This is a genomic window from Streptomyces sp. NBC_01775, assembly GCF_035917675.1.
Lineage (GTDB): Bacteria > Actinomycetota > Actinomycetes > Streptomycetales > Streptomycetaceae > Streptomyces.
Genome location: NZ_CP109104.1, coordinates 4,248,529 through 4,265,868, shown reverse-complemented (window position 1 = coordinate 4,265,868; position 17,340 = coordinate 4,248,529). Strand labels below are relative to the sequence as shown.

Genomic DNA, 17,340 nt, shown 5'->3' with positions numbered 1-17,340 from the left:
CCGGCACGGAACCGACGGCCGTCTCGTCGGCCTATGCGGCGATGGCCTGCGCCGGTGCCGCGGCATGGCTGATGACCGGACGCGACGACGGGGCGAACCGGGCACGGTTGCTGCTGGCCGGCGGCGGTGAGACGGCGGGACCGCGCCGGGCGTTCGAGCCGCCCGGCTGGCTGCGGGACTTGGCGGGGGGCGTGCGCGCCCGGCTCGGCGGGCGGCTGGGCCACGCGTGGTGGTGCCTGCCTGCCGCTGTGCTGCTGGCGGTGCTGGGCAGGTCCTGGATTCCACTGATCGCCGGACTCGTGGCGGTGCCGCTGGTACGCGGATGGCTGGCGAGGAGCGAGGCGGGACGGGCGGCGCTCGACAGGGAGACGGCGGTGGTCGAGCTGTGCGCCGCCGTCGCGGGCGAGCTGCGCGCGGGACGGCAGCCGGACGGAGCGCTGCTGGCGGGGGACGCCGCCGTGATCCGGCGCTTCGGCGACGCGGGCTCGGCTGTGCTGGCGGCGGCGCGGTTCGGCGGCGATGTGCCAGGAGCGCTGCGCGAGGCGGCACGCCAGCCGGGCGCCGAGGGCCTGGCCGGGGTCGCGGCCTGTTGGCAGGTGGCCGTCGAGGGCGGCGCGGGGCTCGCCGAGGGCCTTGACCGGGTGGCCGGTGCCCTGCGGGCGAGCCGGGACCAGCGGGAGGACCTGCGGGCCCAGTTGGCGGGGCCGCGCTCCACCGCCTTCGTCCTGGCCCTGCTGCCCGTCTTCGGGCTGCTGCTCGGCTCGGCCATGGAAGCGGACCCACTGAAGGTGCTGCTGCACAGCCCCGCCGGGTTCGCCTGCCTGGTGGCGGGGGTCGTGCTGGAGGGCGCCGGGCTGGCCTGGGTGGCCTGGATCGTCCGCGCGGCGGAGGGCACGCAGGGGAGTGTGAAGGCGTGAGGGGGCTGGACGGGGCCGTCGGGCCGGCTCGGCTCGCGGCCACTGAGGCGGTAGCCGGGCTGGGGGAGGGCGGACTTGTCCCCAGGGTGTGGATGTGGGTGTCGGTGCTGTCGGCGGCCGGGTGTGTGGCCGGGGTGGTGGCGGCGATACGCCGCGAGTCAGGTGTACGCAGGCGGGCGCTGGCGCTGTTCGGCGGCGCGCCCGCGGCGACAGGGCTCTCGGCAGGGGCGCGGGAGTGGTGGAGGCCCTCGCGGAGACGGGGGCTGGCGTCGGGCCCCGGGGCGCCGCGTGGCTGGGAGGAGTGGCTGCGGAAGAGAAGGGTGCTGGAGCGGGCCGGTGTGCTGAGCGCCGGGATGCTGGGAGCGCTGCTGGTCGGAGGGGGGTTCGGGTGGCTGGTGGGCGCGGTGGCCGCCGGGAGCATGTGGTGGTGGCTGAGAGGGCGCTCTCTCGCAGGAGAGGGCGAGGACGCCGAGGAGAAGGCCGCACGGGAGCATCTCCCGCTCGCGGCAGAGCTGATGGCCGCCTGCCTGGCCGCCGGCGCGGGTCCGGAACGGGCGGCGGAGGCAGTGGGCGGCTCTCTGGGCGGGCCCTTGGGAGAGCCTCTGGTGCGTGCGGCGACCGAGCTGCGGCTCGGGGCCGAACCGGGAGTGGTGTGGGGGCGGTTCGCGGAGCGGCCCTGGGGTGCGGAATTCGCCCGGTGCATGGAGCGGGCGGGGACGGCGGGGGTTCCGGCGGTGGAGTCCGTGACCCGGCTGGCGTCCGAGCTGCGCGGCGAACGGGCGCGGGTGGCGACCGGCAAGGCGAGGAGAGCGGCGGTCCTGGTCACGGGCCCGCTGGGGCTGTGCTTCCTGCCGGCGTTCCTGGCGATCGGGGTGGTCCCCGTGGTGCTGGGGCTCGCGAAGTCGCTGTGGTGAGGAAGTCGATCGCTGAGGTGCGGGATCGAGCGAGGGAGAGGAAACGATGTTCATGAGGGTTCGAGAGCTGTGGGAGAGGGCGCGCGAGGCGCGGAGGATCGCGGGGGACAGGGGGATGAGCACGGCGGAGTACGCGGTGGGGACGCTGGCAGCCGTCATGCTGGCGACCGCGCTCTACAAGGTCGTCTCCAGCGGCACGGTCAGTGACGAGATGGAAGGGCTCATCATGCGGGCCCTCAGCGGGCCCTTCTGAGGGGGCGGCCGTGCACGGGGGTTTGTGGAGACGGTGGGGGCGGCCGGGGGCCCGGAGGCGGGCGGGGTGGCGTGGGCCGGGGCGCGGGGCCGGGCGTGGGCGCTTGAGGACGGCATGGCACGCCCGGTGGGGAGCGGACCGGAGCGCGGGCTATGTGACCGCTGAGGCCGCCGTGGTGATCCCGGCGCTGGCGCTGCTGGTGGTGGTGTTGCTGTGGGGCCTCATGGCGGCGGTCTTGAGGATCCAGTGCGTGGACGCGGCGCGGGCCGGAGCGCGGGCGGCGGCACGCGGCGAGCCCGTCTCGAAAGTGGAGAGCGCCGTGCGATCGGCGGCGCCGGGCGCTCGCACACAGGTGGCCAGAGAGGGCGAGCTGGTGCGGGTCGTGGTGCGGGCACGGACGGCTGGGCCGGGGCCCCTGACGCTGGAGCTGGAGTCCGCGGCGGTGGCGCTGGACGAGAGAGGAGCGGGTGATGGGGGCGAGGTGGAGGTTGAGGACGAGAGCGAGGCCGTGGCGCGGGAGGGACCGTGACCGGGGTTCGGCCTCGGTGTGGGGCGCGCTGGCCGCGGTGGCGCTGTGCTCGGTGTTCGGCGGGGTGCTCGCACTGGGCCAGGCCGTGGCCGTGCGCCACCAGGCCGGCGCGGCGGCCGACCTGGCAGCGCTCGCGGCAGCTGACCGTGCCCTGTACGGCGAGGCGAGGGCCTGCGCGACGGCCCGGCAGGTGGCGCGGGCCCAGGGCGCGCGAGTGGCCCGGTGTGCGGTCCGCGGTCAGGTCGCGGACCTGGACGTGCGGACGCGCTGGGGGCCGTTGGCCTCCCGGGCTCGGTCCCGCGCGGGGCCTTGGCTCGCCGACGGGACTGGCTCGGGCACCGGAAGCGGCCTGGACGAAGAAGGCGGCACACGCGAAGGAGGCGGCACAGCCGGAGGGGAGGGCTCAAGCGAGAGGAGCGAGCGGTACGGGCCGCGAGAACGGGATCTCAGCGGCAGCCGGACGGCGCCGGAGATGTCCAGCCGCACGGCAGCGGAGGCGTCAGGGCGCGGACTTGAGGAGTTCGGTGAGCACGCGGACGGCGCCGCGCTTGTGGAGCGGGTCGTTGGCGTTGCCGCACTTGGGGGACTGGATGCAGGAGGGGCAGCCCGCCTCGCACTCGCAGGCGGCGATGGCGTCGCGGGTCGCCGTCAGCCAGTCCCTGGCGGTGTGGAAGGCCCGCTCGGCGAAGCCCGCGCCGCCCGGCTGGCCGTCATAGACGAAGACCGTGGGAAGGAGGGTGTCCGGATGCAGGGCGATGGAGACGCCGCCGATGTCCCAGCGGTCGCAGGTGGCGAACAGCGGCAGGATGCCGATGGAGGCGTGCTCCGCCGCGTGCAGGGCACCGGCGAGGATCTCCGGGTTGATCCGGGCGGCATCGAGCTGGTCCTCGGTGACCGTCCACCACACGGCGCGGGTGCGCAGGGTGCGGGGAGGCAGGTCCAGTTTCGTCTCGCCGAGGACTTCACCGGTCATCAGCCGCCGCCGCAGATAGGAGACGACCTGGTTGGTGACCTCGACGGAGCCGAAGCACAGTCTGGCCTCTCCCCAGGGGACCTCCTGATCGGTCTCCAGGATGGTGAGCGAGGTGGTGTCCCGGGCCATCGTCGTCCACGGAGGGCTGGCCTCCTCGACGAGTGCGGCCGAATCCTCCAGGTCGAGCCTGCGCACCACATAGGTGCGGCCCTGGTGGAGGTGCACGGCGCCGTCGTGGACGGCCGTATGAGCGGCGGAGGCGTCAACGGTGCCCAGCAGCCTGCCCGTGCCCTCCTCCACGACCTGGACCGGCTTGCCCCCGCCGCCGCGGATGTCGGTGAGATCGGCGGCGCGTTCCTTGCGGGTCCAGTGCCAGGCGGAGCCGCGGCGACGGAGCAGCTTGCGCTCTTCGAGCTTGCGGACGAGCTGGCCCGTCTCCGGTCCGAACAGGGCGAAGTCGGCCTCGGTGAGCGGGATCTCGGCTGCGGCTGCGCAGAGGTGGGGCGCGAGCACGTAGGGGTTGTGCGGGTCGAGGACCGTGGACTCGACGGGGGTCTGGAAGAGCGATTCGGGGTGGTGTACGAGGTAGGTGTCCAGCGGCTCGTCGCGGGCCACCATGATGGCCAGCGCGCCCTGGCCCGCCCGTCCGGCGCGCCCCGCCTGCTGCCAGAACGAGGCGCGGGTGCCGGGATATCCGGTGATGAGGACGGCGTCCAGACCTGAGATGTCGATGCCGAGTTCGAGGGCGTTGGTGGCGGCCAGCCCCAGCAGCTCGCCGGTGTGGAGGGCGCGTTCCAGGGCGCGCCGCTCCTCGGGGAGGTAGCCGCCACGGTAGGCGGCGATCCGCGACGACAGCCCCCCGCCCCGCCCGGCCCCCGGAACCGCAGCGGAGGCGCGGGGAGCCGGGACGTTGGCGAGGCGCTCCTGGGCGATGAGGGAGACCAGTTCGGCACCACGGCGGGAGCGTACGAAGGCGACGGTGCGCACATTCTGGATCGCGAGGTCGGTGAGCAGTTCGGCGGTCTCGGCGGTGGCGGTGCGGCGGACGGGCGCGCCGCGTTCGCCCTCCAGTTCGGTCAAGGGCGGCTCCCACAGCGCGAGGACCGTCTCCCCACGGGGCGAGGTGTCCTCGGTGATCTCGACGGGCCGCACACCGGTGAGCCGGGCGGCGCCCTCGGCGGGGGAGGCGGCGGTGGCGGAGGCGAGGAGGAAGACGGGGGAGGAGCCGTAGCGGGCGCACAGTCGGCGCAGCCTGCGGACGACCTGGGCGACGTGGGAGCCGAAGACCCCGCGATAGGTGTGGCACTCGTCGATGACGACGTAGCGCAGGGCGCGCAGGAAGGAGGACCAGCGGGCGTGCCCGGGCAGGATGCCGCGATGGAGCATGTCCGGGTTGGTGAGGACGTAGTTGGCGTACAGCCGCACCCATTCGCGCTCCTCGACCGGGGTGTCGCCGTCGAAGACGGCGGGACGCACCGCCGTGCCGAGAGGGCGGGCCAGCTCCGTGACGGCGCGGCGCTGGTCGGCGGCGAGCGCCTTGGTGGGGGCCAGATACAGCGCGGTGGCGCCGCGGCCGTTGGGCGCCTCGGAGCCGTCGAGGAGATGGCTGAGCACCGGAACGAGGTAGGAGAGGGATTTCCCGGAAGCCGTGCCCGTGGCGATGATCACGGATTCGCCGTCCACGGCGTGGGCAGCAGCGTGCGCCTGATGCTCCCAAGGCCGCTCGATGCCCGCGTCGCGCACGGCTTCGATCACTTCTGGCCGGATCCGGTCGGGCCATTCTGCATGGCGACCGTCCCGCGGGGGCAAGTGCTCCGTATGGGTGATGCGCCCGGCGCGGTCCGCCCCCCTGGTGAGACGATCGAGCACGTCGCGAGGGTCGCCGCGGGAAGCCGAGCGGTCGGGCTCGGCTCGCGGGCGTACGCTCGCGGACCGGGTGTGCTGTTCGTTGGCCATCGGTACCGAGTGTGTCACTGGCGAGACGGACAATGGCCGCAAGGCGTCGTACTCCCCTGCTGGTAAGTGATTGAATGCCTCTGCGGCTGCCGATCCGTCCCCTGCCTTTGGGGGCACCTCCCTCCGTCAGGCAGGGGGAGGGAGAACCGAGGGGGCTGACCGCTCGATAGCAAGGTGCTGGAGGATCCGTGGACCTGTCCCTGTCGACCCGTACCGTAGGCGATCGCACGATCGTCGAGGTCGGTGGCGAGATTGATGTATACACCGCGCCCAAGCTGCGGGAGCAGCTTGTCGAGCTCGTGAACGATGGCAGCTACCACCTCGTCGTGGACATGGAGGGAGTCGATTTCCTCGACTCCACCGGCCTTGGTGTGCTCGTCGGCGGACTCAAGCGGGTGCGTGCCCATGAGGGCTCCCTGCGCTTGGTGTGCAATCAGGAGCGCATTCTCAAGATCTTCCGTATCACTGGTCTGACCAAGGTGTTCCCGATTCACTCGTCCGTCGACGAGGCCGTAGCGGCCACCGACTGAAGTACCGGAGCCGCCGCCCGCCCCTCCTGGGGCGGGCGGCGGCGGACCGGCTGACGACTGGAACGCGGTCGCTGGGGTCCGGCTCTCCGAGTCCCCGGGCGCGGGCCCCGCAGACACACTGGGAAGACCGAGGGGGATGGATGGCCACCGTAGAGCTGCTCTTCAGCGCGCTGCCGGAGCATGTCCGGACGGCAAGGCTGGTGGCCGCCGCCGTGGCGCGGCGCGCCGGAGTGGACGAAGCCGTGCTCGATGAGGTGCGGCTGGCCGTCGGCGAGGCGTGCACACGCGCCGTCGGGCTCCATATGAGCAACGGCGTGGACAGCCCGGTGCGGGTGTCGCTGATCGAGGACGAGAAGAAGTTCTCCATCGAGGTCGGTGACGAGGCGCCGCACCCGCGCTTCACGATGCCCGGAGACACGCTGGGCGCTCCTCCGGGGTCGGGGAACGGCTCCGGACCGGCCGCCGGTTCCGGCTCCGGTGACGGGATCGTGGAGGCCGAGGGCGCGTTGATGCCCGGTGCGCGGGACGAGATTCCCGAGCCCGTCGCCGAAGAGGACGAGGGCGACGGTGAGATGGGGCTCGCGGTGATCAGCGGGCTCGTCGACGACGTCGAGGTCTCCGCCGACGAGAACGGCGGCGTGATCCGGATGAGCTGGCCCACCACTCCCGAGCCCGTCCTCCCCTGACGGCGTCCCGACCGCCGACCTGCTTGGCGTGGCCCCGTCCGGGAAGGTGGGGCCCCGTCCGGGGAAGTGTCCTGGCCCGTCAAAACGCCCTATGGAGTCGTCGGGATCCCTCTGGGTCCGTTCAGGTCCGGAGTGTGGCCCTGTCCTTCCGGAGCTCTGACGCCCGCCTGTGAGCCTCGCGAGTCCGCAGACGGGCTCCGGCGGCCTTTGCCAGACCCCCGGCCCGCTGACGGCCCCCTCAGGCGTTCTGTGGCTGCCTCCCGCCCGGGTGCTCGTCGGCCCGTTGGCATCCAAAGCACCTGACAGGCCGCCTCGACCGGGGGGTTGAGTGATCGATTCCGGGCCCTGTACTGAGGGTCCGCGCCATATGCCCGCCGCACTTGCGGTGGGCTTTTTCGATCTTCCGTGCGGATTCCCCGGGCCTTCTCGTACCTTCTTTCGATCTTCTTCGCGTATTTCTGACCAGGGGGTTTTCCGGTCCTCTTGATCGTTCGAGAGATCATTTTCACGGCGTCAGTTGAATTTGCGCCTTCCCTCGTGCGAGCGAATTAACGGCGTCATGCGCGGCTGATCTTCGCCGTTCGGGGCGAATTCCCGCTGCTGCGCTCTGTTTTGATCTAGTGGCGCTCCCTACAATCCGTCCACATCTTTGCAGCAGGACGCCTGAGCGTGCTTGCGCGCGCCCATGTGCCAAACGTCAAGGAGGACGAATGGCGGGGCATCTCAGCCCACTTCAGAACCCCCAGCACCTCGCTGACGCCGCAGAGCTGACCAGTGGCAACCGGGGACTCGCGATCGTGATCGCGGTTGTCGCGCTGGCAGCGCTAGGCGTCGCCGTGGTGCTGGTACGACAAGTGCTCGCCGCCGGCGAAGGCACCGACAGCATGAAGAAGATCGCGGCGGCCGTGCAGGAGGGCGCCAACGCCTACCTCGCGCGGCAGCTGCGCACCCTCGGCGTATTCGCGGTCGTCGTCTTCTTCCTGCTCATGCTGCTGCCTGCCGACGATATGAAACAGCGGCTCGGCCGTTCGCTGTTCTTCCTGGTCGGTGCGGCTTTCTCGGCGGCGACCGGCTATATCGGCATGTGGCTCGCGGTGCGCAGCAATGTGCGAGTGGCGGCTGCGGCGCGTGAGGCGACTCCGGCGGAAGGGGAACCTGCCGCCGATCTGACCACCGTCTCGCACAAGGCGATGAAGATCGCTTTCCGGACGGGCGGCGTCGTCGGCATGTTCACCGTCGGCCTCGGACTGTTCGGCGCCGCGTGCGTCGTGCTCGTCTACGCGGCCGACGCGCCCAAGGTCCTGGAGGGCTTCGGCCTCGGGGCCGCGCTGATCGCGATGTTCATGAGGGTCGGCGGCGGCATCTTCACCAAGGCGGCCGATGTCGGCGCCGACCTCGTCGGCAAGGTCGAACAGGGCATCCCCGAGGACGACCCGCGCAACGCCGCCACCATCGCGGACAACGTGGGCGACAACGTCGGTGACTGCGCCGGCATGGCGGCCGACCTGTTCGAGTCCTATGCGGTCACGCTGGTGGCCGCGCTCATCCTCGGCACCGCCGTCTTCGGAGACTCCGGACTCGTCTTCCCACTGCTCGTGCCCGCGATCGGGGTGCTCACGGCGATGATCGGAGTGTTCGCCGTCGCGCCGCGCCGAGCGGACCGCAGCGGGATGACCGCGATCAACCGGGGCTTCTTCATCTCGGCCGTGATCTCCCTGGTACTGGTGGCCATCGCCTCGTTCGCGTACCTGCCGTCCAGCTACGCGGACCTCAAGGGTGTCTCCGGCGAGAATGCCCAGGACATCCTCGGCCACGACGGGGACCCCCGGGTGATGGCGATCGTCGCCGTCGCCATCGGCATCGTCCTGGCGGCGCTGATCCAGCAGCTGACCGGATACTTCACGGAAACCAGCCGCAAGCCCGTACGCGACATCGGCAGGACCTCGCTCACGGGGCCCGCGACCGTCGTCCTGTCGGGAATCTCACTCGGCCTGGAGTCGGCCGTCTACACGGCGCTGCTGATCGGTCTCAGCGTCTACGGCGCGTTCCTGCTCGGTGGCGGCACGGTGATGCTGGCGCTGTTCGCGGTCGCGCTCGCGGGCACCGGTCTGCTGACGACCGTCGGCGTGATCGTGGCCATGGACACCTTCGGGCCGGTCTCCGACAACGCGCAGGGCATCGCGGAGATGTCCGGCGACGTCGAGGGCGCGGGCGCGCAGGTGCTCACCGACCTGGACGCGGTGGGCAACACCACCAAGGCCATCACCAAGGGCATCGCCATCGCCACGGCCGTGCTCGCCGCCGCCGCGCTCTTCGGGTCGTACCGCACCGAGCTGAGCAAGGCGCTGGACAAGGCGGACCAGAGCGCCGGCAAGATGCTGGAGCTGATGGACATCGCGCAGCCCAGCACGCTGGTCGGGCTGATGTTCGGCGCCGCGGTGGTCTTCCTCTTCTCGGGCCTGGCCATCAACGCCGTCTCCCGGTCGGCCGGTTCGGTGGTCTACGAGGTGCGGCGGCAGTTCCGCGAGCACCCCGGGATCATGGACTACAGCGAGCAGCCCGAGTACGGGCGCGTCGTGGACATCTGCACCAAGGACGCCCTGCGCGAGCTGACCACACCCGGTCTGCTCGCCGTGATGGCGCCCATCTTCGTGGGCTTCACCTTCGGGGTGGGCGCCCTGGCGGCGTTCCTGGCCGGTGCGATCGGCGCCGGCACGCTGATGGCCGTCTTCCTCGCGAACTCGGGCGGTGCCTGGGACAACGCGAAGAAGCTGGTCGAGGACGGTCACCACGGCGGCAAGGGCAGCGAGGCGCACGCGGCCACCGTGATCGGCGACACCGTCGGTGACCCGTTCAAGGACACCGCCGGCCCCGCGATCAACCCGCTGCTGAAGGTCATGAACCTGGTGGCACTCCTGATCGCGCCCGCCGTGGTGAAGTTCAGCTACGGCGCGGACCAGAGCGTGGGCGCGCGGGTCGTGGTCGCGGCGGTCTCCATCGCGGTCATCGTCGGCGCCGTCTACGTCTCCAAGCGGCGCGGGATCGCCGTTGGTGAGGAAGGCAACACCGAACCGGTGGCGAAGCCCACCGATCCGGTGGCCGCCTCCTAACCGGAACGTGGCGTACCGCGGCCGGGAACGGGCGCGTCGCCGCAGCTCAACAGGGGGGCGGGCAGGGTGCGTTGGCGCCCTGCCCGCCCTCCTTCGTGCCGGAGTACGGGCCGCCGCGCTCCGGCCGGAGGATGCCCGCGATGCCGGTACGTGCTTTTGGTGCAAATGGCTGTAATCAAGGACAGAAAAAACTGACGACTCGTCGCCACTCCCTCCCTGGCGTGTATGTTCCGGGCCGAACAGCCATGGAAGGGACCGATCCGGTGAACAAGAAGCTTGCGGCTGCACTGTCCGGCGGTGCGGCACTCGTACTCGCGCTGACCGGTTGCAGCGACGACAGCGGCAAGAAGACGGACGACTGGGCCAAGAAGGTCTGCGACGAGGTCAGGCCGCAGGTCACGAAGATCCAGCAGGCCAACTCCTCGATCGACCAGGCATCCCAGCAGAAGGAGTCCTCGGCAGAGGTCAAGAAGACCGACTCGGCCGCCTTCCAGAAGATCTCCGGCGCCTACAAGTCGCTGGCCGGCGCGGTCGACGGCGCCGGGGCGCCGCCCGTGGACGGCGGGGAGAAACTCCAGAAGGACGCGGTAAAGGAGCTCAAGAGCCTCTCCACCCAGTACGGCACCCTCAAGACCACCGTCGACAAGCTCGACACCAAGGACCAGTCGAAGTTCGCCGAGGGCCTCAAGGGCGTCGCCACCAAGCTGGACACCCTCGGCAAGAGCGGCGACAAGGCCCTCAGCAAGCTCCAGTCCGGTGAGCTGGGCAAGTCGATGGCCAACCAGGAGGGCTGCAAGAAGCCCAGCGGCTCCACCGGTTCCTAGTGCCCCTCCCGGCAAGTTTTGCCCCGTCGCGTCGTCCGGCACGCCCTCCCCCGAGCGCTCCGAGCAGGGGGTGCCCCCAGCGGCGTTGGCCAAAAGCCCTGGTAGCTCCTTCCCCAAGCTCTCGACTTCTCCCCCGGGCCTTCGGCCGGGAGGTGCCCCCAGAGCAGGGGAGACCCCGATCAAGGGCTTCCGGCCGCCTTGCGATCGCACGCACCCCCACGTTCGGCTCCGCTCGCGCGGGCGGTGCCCCCACGACGACGCTCCTTCCGGGCAAACATTGCCGGTCACGGCACTAGGCCCTGTCGTCGCGTTCCCGTCCGCCCGCGACGCCATGCGCGCTCCCCCGCTGCCTCAAGGGCGTGGGAGGCGCCCCGCTCGTCGCACCGGGCGCAGACCCGAGTACGTCCAGTACGAGGGCCTGCGCCCGGCATTCCCCCAGCCTCCGGCCGGGGGGACCCCGGAGCACGCACCTGACGCCGCGGGGCCGCCCTCCGGGCGACGAAGCGAATGTGGCGACAGGAGCTGGAGCCGGGTCGGCGCCGCGAAGGACGCTTCGGCCCGGATACGAAGGAGAATGGGGCGGGTGAGTACTGACGCGCTTCCCGAGCCCGCTGATGAGAGCACCCGACGGCTGAGAGAGGCCCTGCGGACCGCCCGTTTCACCGCCGACGGGCTCCTCGAACTGCTGGGCGCTCCCGCCTACGCGGCCCTCGCCCGCGGCGAGACCGTGCCCGCGCTGCGCGCCACGCGCGGCGAGGGCCCGCTGGAGACCCTGGTACGGCTCTTCCTGCTCCAGCAGCCCGTGCCGTACGACAGTGCGCATTCGGTGCTCCCCGTCGAGGAGGCACTCGCCGACGGGTGGCTGGAGCGGGTGGGAGAAGCGCCTGAGAGGGGCTCAGAGGACGGCGGGGGGCTCGGCCCCGGTCCGGGGGCCTCCGTCCGCGCGACCGTCGATGTGCGGCCCTACAGCGGCCCTGAGGACCAGGACTGGTGGATCGTCAGCGACCTGGGCTGCGCCGTCGGCGGCGCGGGCGGCATCGGCTCGGCGCGCGATCCGGGCACTTCGGCCACCTCGGGCTCGGCCACCTCGGGTACCTCCGGCTCGGACACGTCGGCCACCTCGGACCGGGGCGGCGACGCGGCAAGCCTCGTCCTGGGCGTCGGCGGGGCCTCCACCACGCTGGCCGGCATCACCGTCCGCGGACCCGTCGCCCGTGCGCTCGACCTCGGTACGGGCTCGGGCATCCAGGCGCTGCACGCCGGCCGTTCGGCGACTCAGGTCACCGCGACCGACCTCAACCCGCGTGCGCTGCATATGACACGTCTCACCCTCGCGCTCTCCGGAGCCCCCGCGGCCGAGCTGCGCGAGGGCTCGCTGTTCGAGCCGGCCGAGGGGGAGGAGCCCTACGACCTGATCGTCTCCAACCCGCCCTTCGTGATCTCCCCCGGCGCCCGCCTCACCTACCGCGACGGCGGCATGGCGGGCGACGCGCTGTGCCGCACCCTCGTGGAGCGCTCCGCCGCGCACCTGGCGCCCGGCGGCTACTGCCAGCTGCTGGCCAACTGGGAGCACCGAGCCGACGAGGACTGGCGCGAGCGGGTCTCCTCCTGGGTGCCCGCCGGGTGCGACGCGTGGATCGTGCAGCGCGAGGTGCAGGACGTGACGCAGTACGCGGAGCTGTGGCTGCGCGACGCGGGCGACCACCTGCGCGATCCGGCCACGTACGCCGCGCACTACGACGCCTGGCTGGAGGAGTTCGAGGCGCGCGGGACCAAGGCCGTCGGCTTCGGCTGGATCACCCTGCGGCGCACGGAAGCGGAACGTCCGTCCGTCCTCGCGGAGGAGTGGCCGCATCCGGTGGAGCAGCCGCTCGGCGAAGTGGTCCGCTCACACTTCGAACGGCAGGACTTCCTGCGGGAGACGTCCGACGCGGCGTTGCTGGAACACCGGTTCGTCCTCGCCGACGAGGTGGTGCAGGAGCAGGTCGGGCTGCCGGGCGCCGAGGATCCGGAATATGTGGTGCTGCGCCAGAACCGGGGCATGCGGCGCGCGACGACGGTGGACACGGTCGGCGCGGGATTCGCGGGTGTGTGCGACGGGACGCTGAGCGCGGGGCGCATCCTCGACGCCATCGGCCAGCTGCTCGGGGAGGACCCGGCCGAGCTACGGGCCCGTACGCCGGAGTCGATCCGGCTGCTGGTCGAACAGGGGTTCCTGACGCCGGTGGATGCCGGACAGTTCGGGCCCGGTGCGGCCGTCAAGAACGCCGTTCCGGGCGACGGCAATCTCGGCAACGGTGTGGCGGGCGCCTGACACCCACGGGCATCCGGGGCCGGGGGCACACATCCGGCATCCGGTACGGGGCACTTGGCGTCCGGTATCCGGTGCGAGGTATCCGGAACCCGGCATCCGGTGTGAGGAACCGCACCCGGTATCCGGTGCGAGGCTCGGACGGGCTTCGAGGGGGCTCAGCCCACCAGGTTGCGGGCCACCGCCCAGGCCACCGCGAGGGAGAGGACGGCGACCGTGCCCCGGGTGCTCAGCCGGGGGCGGTAGCGGCGCCCCCGCAGCCCCTCGTAGAGCCAGCGGCCGGACAGGTACACGGCGGCGGGCAGGCCGAGGAACAGCAGCGCGGTGTTGTCGTGCAGCGCGGCGGCGAAGTCGCCGTGCATCAGGTCGTAGAGCATCCGTGTGCCGCCGCACGCCGGGCACAGCAGCCCCGTCGCCCAGTTGAAAGGGCAACGGGGCAGCAGCTGACCGGACTGGTGGGGGTCGGTGCCCCACAGATGGACGGCACCGGCCGCCCCCGCCGCCGCTGTGGCGAGCGGCGCGGCGGCCGGATGGGAGAGCGCGGCGCGTAGCCGGACGAGAGGGGGAGGGACGTGCCCCTTCACCGTCTGGCTGGTGTCCCCCGTGCCGTCTCGCGCCGCGGCCCTCTCCATGCGAGTGTCTTCTTCCGTTCCGACGGTCCGGTCTCCGGCCGTCCCGCATCCGCTGTGCTGGATGCGCTTCCTCCGGTTATCCGAACCCTTCTTGCGGTTGCCTAAACCATGCTGCCTGGACACTGCCGGGTCAGCTGCGGAGTATGCGACCGTCGCTGTCGGTGCGCTCGTCGCTGACGAGGAAGATGATTCCGTCGACGAGCGCCCAGATCCAGAAACCTCCGCAGGTAAGAAGCTGGGCTATCCCCATGCCGATGTGGCCGGTGTAGAAACGGCCGATTCCGAGCTGGCCGAGGAAGAGCTGCAGCACGCCGGCGACGATCTTCGACTTGTGCGAGAAGGGGCGCCCGTAGCGGTCGTAGCCGTAGGGGGCGTTCGGGTCGGTGGCGCCGTACGGACCTGGGGCTCCGGGCATCGGCGGCTGCTGGGGATAGCCGTAGGCGGGCTGTCCCTGCGGGCCGCCGGCCGGGGCGCCGTACGGGTTCTGGCCGGGCTGCTGCGGGTATCCGTAGCCGGGCTGGTTGGGATCGGACATGGGTCCCTCCGAGGTCGAGCGGTACCTGGTTGTGAGCAGACATGCTGCCAGAGGCATCGGGCGGCGGGATTCCTGGTTGTCGGGTTACCGTTCGAGTGGCGTTGCGGACTTTTCCCGTTTGACATGGAGGCGGGAGGTACCGTCACACTCCGCAGCGATACGGAAACGCTGTCGGGCTGCGACGCAGTCGAGACACAGCCGAGACATATCGGCACAACCGACCGGAGAGAAGAGCAGAAGTTGTCCCCGACCCACGAGACAGCAAACGGCGGGCGCCGACTCGTGATCGTCGAGTCCCCTGCCAAGGCCAAGACGATCAAGGGCTATCTCGGCCCGGGCTACGTTGTCGAGGCCAGCGTCGGGCACATCCGCGACCTTCCCAACGGTGCGGCCGAGGTCCCCGCGAAGTACAAAGGCGAGTCCTGGGCCCGTCTCGGTGTGAACGTCGACCACGATTTCGAGCCGCTGTATGTGATCAACAGCGACAAGAAGGACCAGGTCAAGAAGCTCAAGGAGCTGCTGGCCGAGTCGGACGAACTCCTCCTCGCCACCGATGAGGACCGCGAGGGCGAGGCCATCGCCTGGCACCTGCAAGAGGTGCTCAAGCCCAAGGTGCCCGTCCGCCGGATGGTCTTCCACGAGATCACCAAGGACGCCATCCAGGACGCCGTCCGCAACCCCCGCACCTTGAACCAGCGGCTGGTCGACGCGCAGGAGACCCGCCGCATCCTCGACCGTCTGTACGGCTACGAGGTCTCGCCGGTGCTGTGGAAGAAGGTCATGCCGCGGCTGTCGGCGGGCCGTGTGCAGTCGGTCGCCACCCGGCTCGTCGTCGAGCGGGAGCGCGAGCGGATCGCGTTCCGCTCCGCCGAGTACTGGGACCTGACCGGGACGTTCGCGACGGGGCAGGCGGGGGATGCCTCGACGGGAGACCCGGGAACCTTCGGCGCCAGGCTGAGCGCCGTCGACGGGCGGCGGGTCGCGCAGGGCCGCGACTTCGGCTCCGACGGGCAGCTCAAGGACCGCTCCTCGGTCCTGCACCTGGATGAGGAAGGCGCACGGACGCTGGCGGCAGCGCTGGAGAACACGGACTTCACCGTCCGCTCCGTCGAGTCCAAGCCCTACCGCCGCTCGCCGTACGCACCCTTCCGTACGACCACCCTCCAGCAGGAGGCCAGCCGGAAGCTCGGGTTCGGCGCCAAGTCCACCATGCAGGTGGCGCAGAAGCTGTACGAAAACGGCTTCATCACGTACATGCGTACGGACTCCACGACGCTCTCCGACACGGCGATCTCCGCGGCCCGCACGCAGGTCACACAGCTGTACGGCGCCGACTACCTCCCGGACAAGCCGCGCACCTACACCGGCAAGGTCAAGAACGCGCAGGAGGCGCACGAGGCGATCCGTCCCTCGGGCGACCGCTTCCGCACCCCGGCCGAGACCGGGCTGACGGGCGACCAGTTCAAGCTCTACGAGCTGATCTGGAAGCGGACCGTCGCCTCCCAGATGAAGGACGCGGTCGGGCAGTCGGTGACCGTCAAGGTCGGCGGGCGCTCCTCCGACGGGCGGGACGCCGAGTTCAGCGCGACCGGCAAGATCATCACCTTCCACGGCTTCCTCAAGGCGTACGTCGAGGGCGCCGATGACCCCAACGCCGAGCTGGACGACCGTGAGCGGCGGCTGCCGCAGGTCACCGAGGGTGACCCGCTGCGCGCCGAGGAGCTGTCGGTCGACGGCCACGCCACCAAGCCTCCGGCCCGCTACACCGAGGCCACGCTGGTCAAGGAGTTGGAAGAGCGCGAGATCGGGCGGCCCTCGACCTACGCCTCGATCATCAGCACGATCCTGGACCGGCGCTACGTCTTCAAGAAGGGCACGGCCCTGGTGCCGTCCTTCCTGAGCTTCGCCGTGGTCGGGCTGCTGGAGAAGCACTTCGGGCGGCTCGTCGACTACGACTTCACCGCCAAGATGGAGGACGACCTCGACCGCATCGCGGCCGGCAGCGCCGAGGCGGTGCCGTGGCTGCGGCGCTTCTACTTCGGCGAGGGCGAGGCGGAGACGGCCGTCGGCTCGGCGGCCGACTCGGGCAACGGAGATGGCGACCACCTGGGCGGACTGAAGGAACTGGTGTCCGACCTCGGCGCCATCGACGCCCGCGGCGTCTCCTCCTTCCCCGTCGGCGAGGGCATCACCCTGCGCGTCGGGCGCTACGGCCCCTACGTCGAGGGCCCCAGCGAGACCGAGGGCGAGCCGGGCCAGCGCGCCGATGTGCAGGACGACCTGCCGCCGGATGAGCTGACCGTCGACTACGCCAAGGAACTGCTGGCCAAGCCCAGCGGCGATTTCGAGCTGGGTACGGATCCGGAGTCGGGCCGTCCGATCGTCGCTCGTGACGGGCGCTACGGCCCCTACGTCACCGAGGTGCTGCCCGAGGGCACGCCGAAGACCGGCAAGAACGCGGTCAAGCCGCGCACCGCCTCGCTGTTCCGCTCCATGTCGCTCGATACGGTCACGCTGGAGCAGGCGCTGAAGCTGCTCTCCCTGCCGCGCGTCGTCGGCGTCGACCCCGAGTCCGGCACCGAGATCACCGCCCAGAACGGACGGTACGGCCCCTATATGAAGAAGGGGACGGACTCGCGCTCGCTGGAGAGCGAGGAGCAGCTCTTTTCCATCACGCTGGAACAGGCGCTGGAGATCTACTCCAAGCCGAAGCAGCGGGGGAGGGCCGCCGCCAAGCCGCCGCTCAAGGAGCTGGGCACCGACCCGCAGACCGAGAAGCCGGTGGTGGTCAAGGATGGCCGCTTCGGACCGTATGTGACCGACGGAGAGACGAACGCGACCCTCCGGCGCGACGACGACGTCGAGACGATCACGCCCGAGCGCGGGTTCGAACTGCTCGCGGAGAAGCGGGCGAAGTCACCGGCGAAGAAGACTCCTGCGAAGAAGGCTCCTGCCAAGAAGGCACCGGCCAAGAAGGCCGCTGCGAAGAAGGCTCCTGCCAAGAAGGCCGCTGCCTCCAAGAAGACAGCTGCTAAGAAGACCGGGGTCTCCAAGAAGACGGCCGCTTCGAAGAAGACCGCCGGGGAGTAGCCGGACCGGCCCCTGCCCCGCTCGTCCGAGCGGGGCAGCGCCATGCCTGGACGGGTGGGCGCAGGAGCCGGTGGAGGCAC

General features: G+C 71.1%; 13 protein-coding genes and 1 pseudogene. 11 read left to right on the top strand and 3 right to left on the bottom strand.

From position 1 onward, the window contains the following. The first annotated feature begins 41 nt into the window (after positions 1-41). The 5 genes and pseudogenes from OHB04_RS18960 to OHB04_RS18940 form a co-directional block, all read left to right on the top strand. A complete protein-coding gene (locus tag OHB04_RS18960) occupies positions 42-917 on the top strand; it encodes a type II secretion system F family protein (RefSeq protein WP_326692801.1) in 876 nt (291 codons plus the stop codon). Continuing rightward, positions 914-1,831, top strand: coding sequence for a type II secretion system F family protein (locus OHB04_RS18955; protein ID WP_326688869.1), 918 nt, complete (start codon positions 914-916; stop codon positions 1,829-1,831). Before OHB04_RS18960 ends, OHB04_RS18955 begins: the two co-directional genes overlap by 4 nt. A gap of 52 nt (positions 1,832-1,883) precedes the next feature. Continuing rightward, on the top strand, positions 1,884-2,084 hold the full coding sequence (locus OHB04_RS18950) for a DUF4244 domain-containing protein (protein ID WP_326688868.1): 201 nt from the start codon (positions 1,884-1,886) through the stop codon (positions 2,082-2,084). Between the two features lie 154 nt (positions 2,085-2,238). Then, positions 2,239-2,613 (top strand): TadE family type IV pilus minor pilin, encoded by a 375-nt coding sequence (locus OHB04_RS18945; protein WP_326688866.1) that lies wholly within the window; start codon positions 2,239-2,241, stop codon positions 2,611-2,613. After that, positions 2,555-2,911, top strand: a pseudogene (locus OHB04_RS18940) (Rv3654c family TadE-like protein); the annotation flags it as partial. The gene OHB04_RS18945 and the pseudogene OHB04_RS18940, both read left to right, overlap by 59 nt. A gap of 201 nt (positions 2,912-3,112) precedes the next feature. On the opposite strand, the gene OHB04_RS18935 reads toward OHB04_RS18940, so the two are convergent. Beyond that, positions 3,113-5,659: a DEAD/DEAH box helicase gene (locus OHB04_RS18935; RefSeq protein ID WP_405804896.1), complete on the bottom strand. Its 2,547-nt coding sequence runs from the start codon at positions 5,657-5,659 to the stop codon at positions 3,113-3,115. Between the two features lie 71 nt (positions 5,660-5,730). Here OHB04_RS18935 and bldG point away from each other — a divergent pair, with 71 nt between their 5' ends. The 5 genes from bldG (at position 5,731) to OHB04_RS18910 (ending at position 13,006) form a co-directional block, all read left to right on the top strand. Next, complete coding sequence (gene bldG, locus OHB04_RS18930; protein ID WP_016473000.1) at positions 5,731-6,072, top strand: anti-sigma factor antagonist BldG; 342 nt, start codon at positions 5,731-5,733, stop codon at positions 6,070-6,072. A 140-nt stretch (positions 6,073-6,212) separates the two neighbouring features. After that, complete coding sequence (locus tag OHB04_RS18925; RefSeq protein ID WP_326688864.1) at positions 6,213-6,758, top strand: ATP-binding protein; 546 nt, start codon at positions 6,213-6,215, stop codon at positions 6,756-6,758. Between the two features lie 710 nt (positions 6,759-7,468). Continuing rightward, positions 7,469-9,868 (top strand): sodium-translocating pyrophosphatase, encoded by a 2,400-nt coding sequence (locus OHB04_RS18920; protein WP_326688863.1) that lies wholly within the window; start codon positions 7,469-7,471, stop codon positions 9,866-9,868. Between the two features lie 263 nt (positions 9,869-10,131). After that, positions 10,132-10,692, top strand: coding sequence for a small secreted protein (locus OHB04_RS18915; RefSeq protein WP_326807869.1), 561 nt, complete (start codon positions 10,132-10,134; stop codon positions 10,690-10,692). Between the two features lie 574 nt (positions 10,693-11,266). Then, on the top strand, positions 11,267-13,006 hold the full coding sequence (locus OHB04_RS18910; RefSeq protein WP_326807868.1) for a class I SAM-dependent methyltransferase: 1,740 nt from the start codon (positions 11,267-11,269) through the stop codon (positions 13,004-13,006). A 155-nt stretch (positions 13,007-13,161) separates the two neighbouring features. Here OHB04_RS18910 and OHB04_RS18905 read toward each other — a convergent pair whose 3' ends face one another. Then, entirely contained in the window at positions 13,162-13,635 is a 474-nt protein-coding gene (locus OHB04_RS18905; protein WP_326688861.1) for a DUF2752 domain-containing protein, read from the bottom strand. A gap of 130 nt (positions 13,636-13,765) precedes the next feature. Continuing rightward, positions 13,766-14,170 (bottom strand): NINE protein, encoded by a 405-nt coding sequence (locus tag OHB04_RS18900; protein WP_326807867.1) that lies wholly within the window; start codon positions 14,168-14,170, stop codon positions 13,766-13,768. Between the two features lie 240 nt (positions 14,171-14,410). Here OHB04_RS18900 and topA point away from each other — a divergent pair, with 240 nt between their 5' ends. Further along, positions 14,411-17,260, top strand: a complete 2,850-nt coding sequence (gene topA, locus OHB04_RS18895; RefSeq protein WP_326688859.1) for a type I DNA topoisomerase — start codon at positions 14,411-14,413, stop codon at positions 17,258-17,260. Positions 17,261-17,340: the final 80 nt, after the last annotated feature.

Bases quoted from the DNA above. Each gene is read 5' to 3' on its own strand.
- OHB04_RS18960 (WP_326692801.1), top strand. From the start codon at position 42: ATGGCCTGCGCCGGTGCCGCGGCATGGCTGATGACCGGACGCGACGAC.
- OHB04_RS18950 (WP_326688868.1), top strand. From the start codon at position 1,884: ATGAGGGTTCGAGAGCTGTGGGAGAGGGCGCGCGAGGCGCGGAGGATC.
- OHB04_RS18925 (WP_326688864.1), top strand. From the start codon at position 6,213: ATGGCCACCGTAGAGCTGCTCTTCAGCGCGCTGCCGGAGCATGTCCGG.
- OHB04_RS18920 (WP_326688863.1), top strand. From the start codon at position 7,469: ATGGCGGGGCATCTCAGCCCACTTCAGAACCCCCAGCACCTCGCTGAC.
- OHB04_RS18910 (WP_326807868.1), top strand. From the start codon at position 11,267: ATGGGGCGGGTGAGTACTGACGCGCTTCCCGAGCCCGCTGATGAGAGC.
- OHB04_RS18905 (WP_326688861.1), bottom strand. From the start codon at position 13,635: ATGGAGAGGGCCGCGGCGCGAGACGGCACGGGGGACACCAGCCAGACG.
- OHB04_RS18900 (WP_326807867.1), bottom strand. From the start codon at position 14,170: ATGTCCGATCCCAACCAGCCCGGCTACGGATACCCGCAGCAGCCCGGC.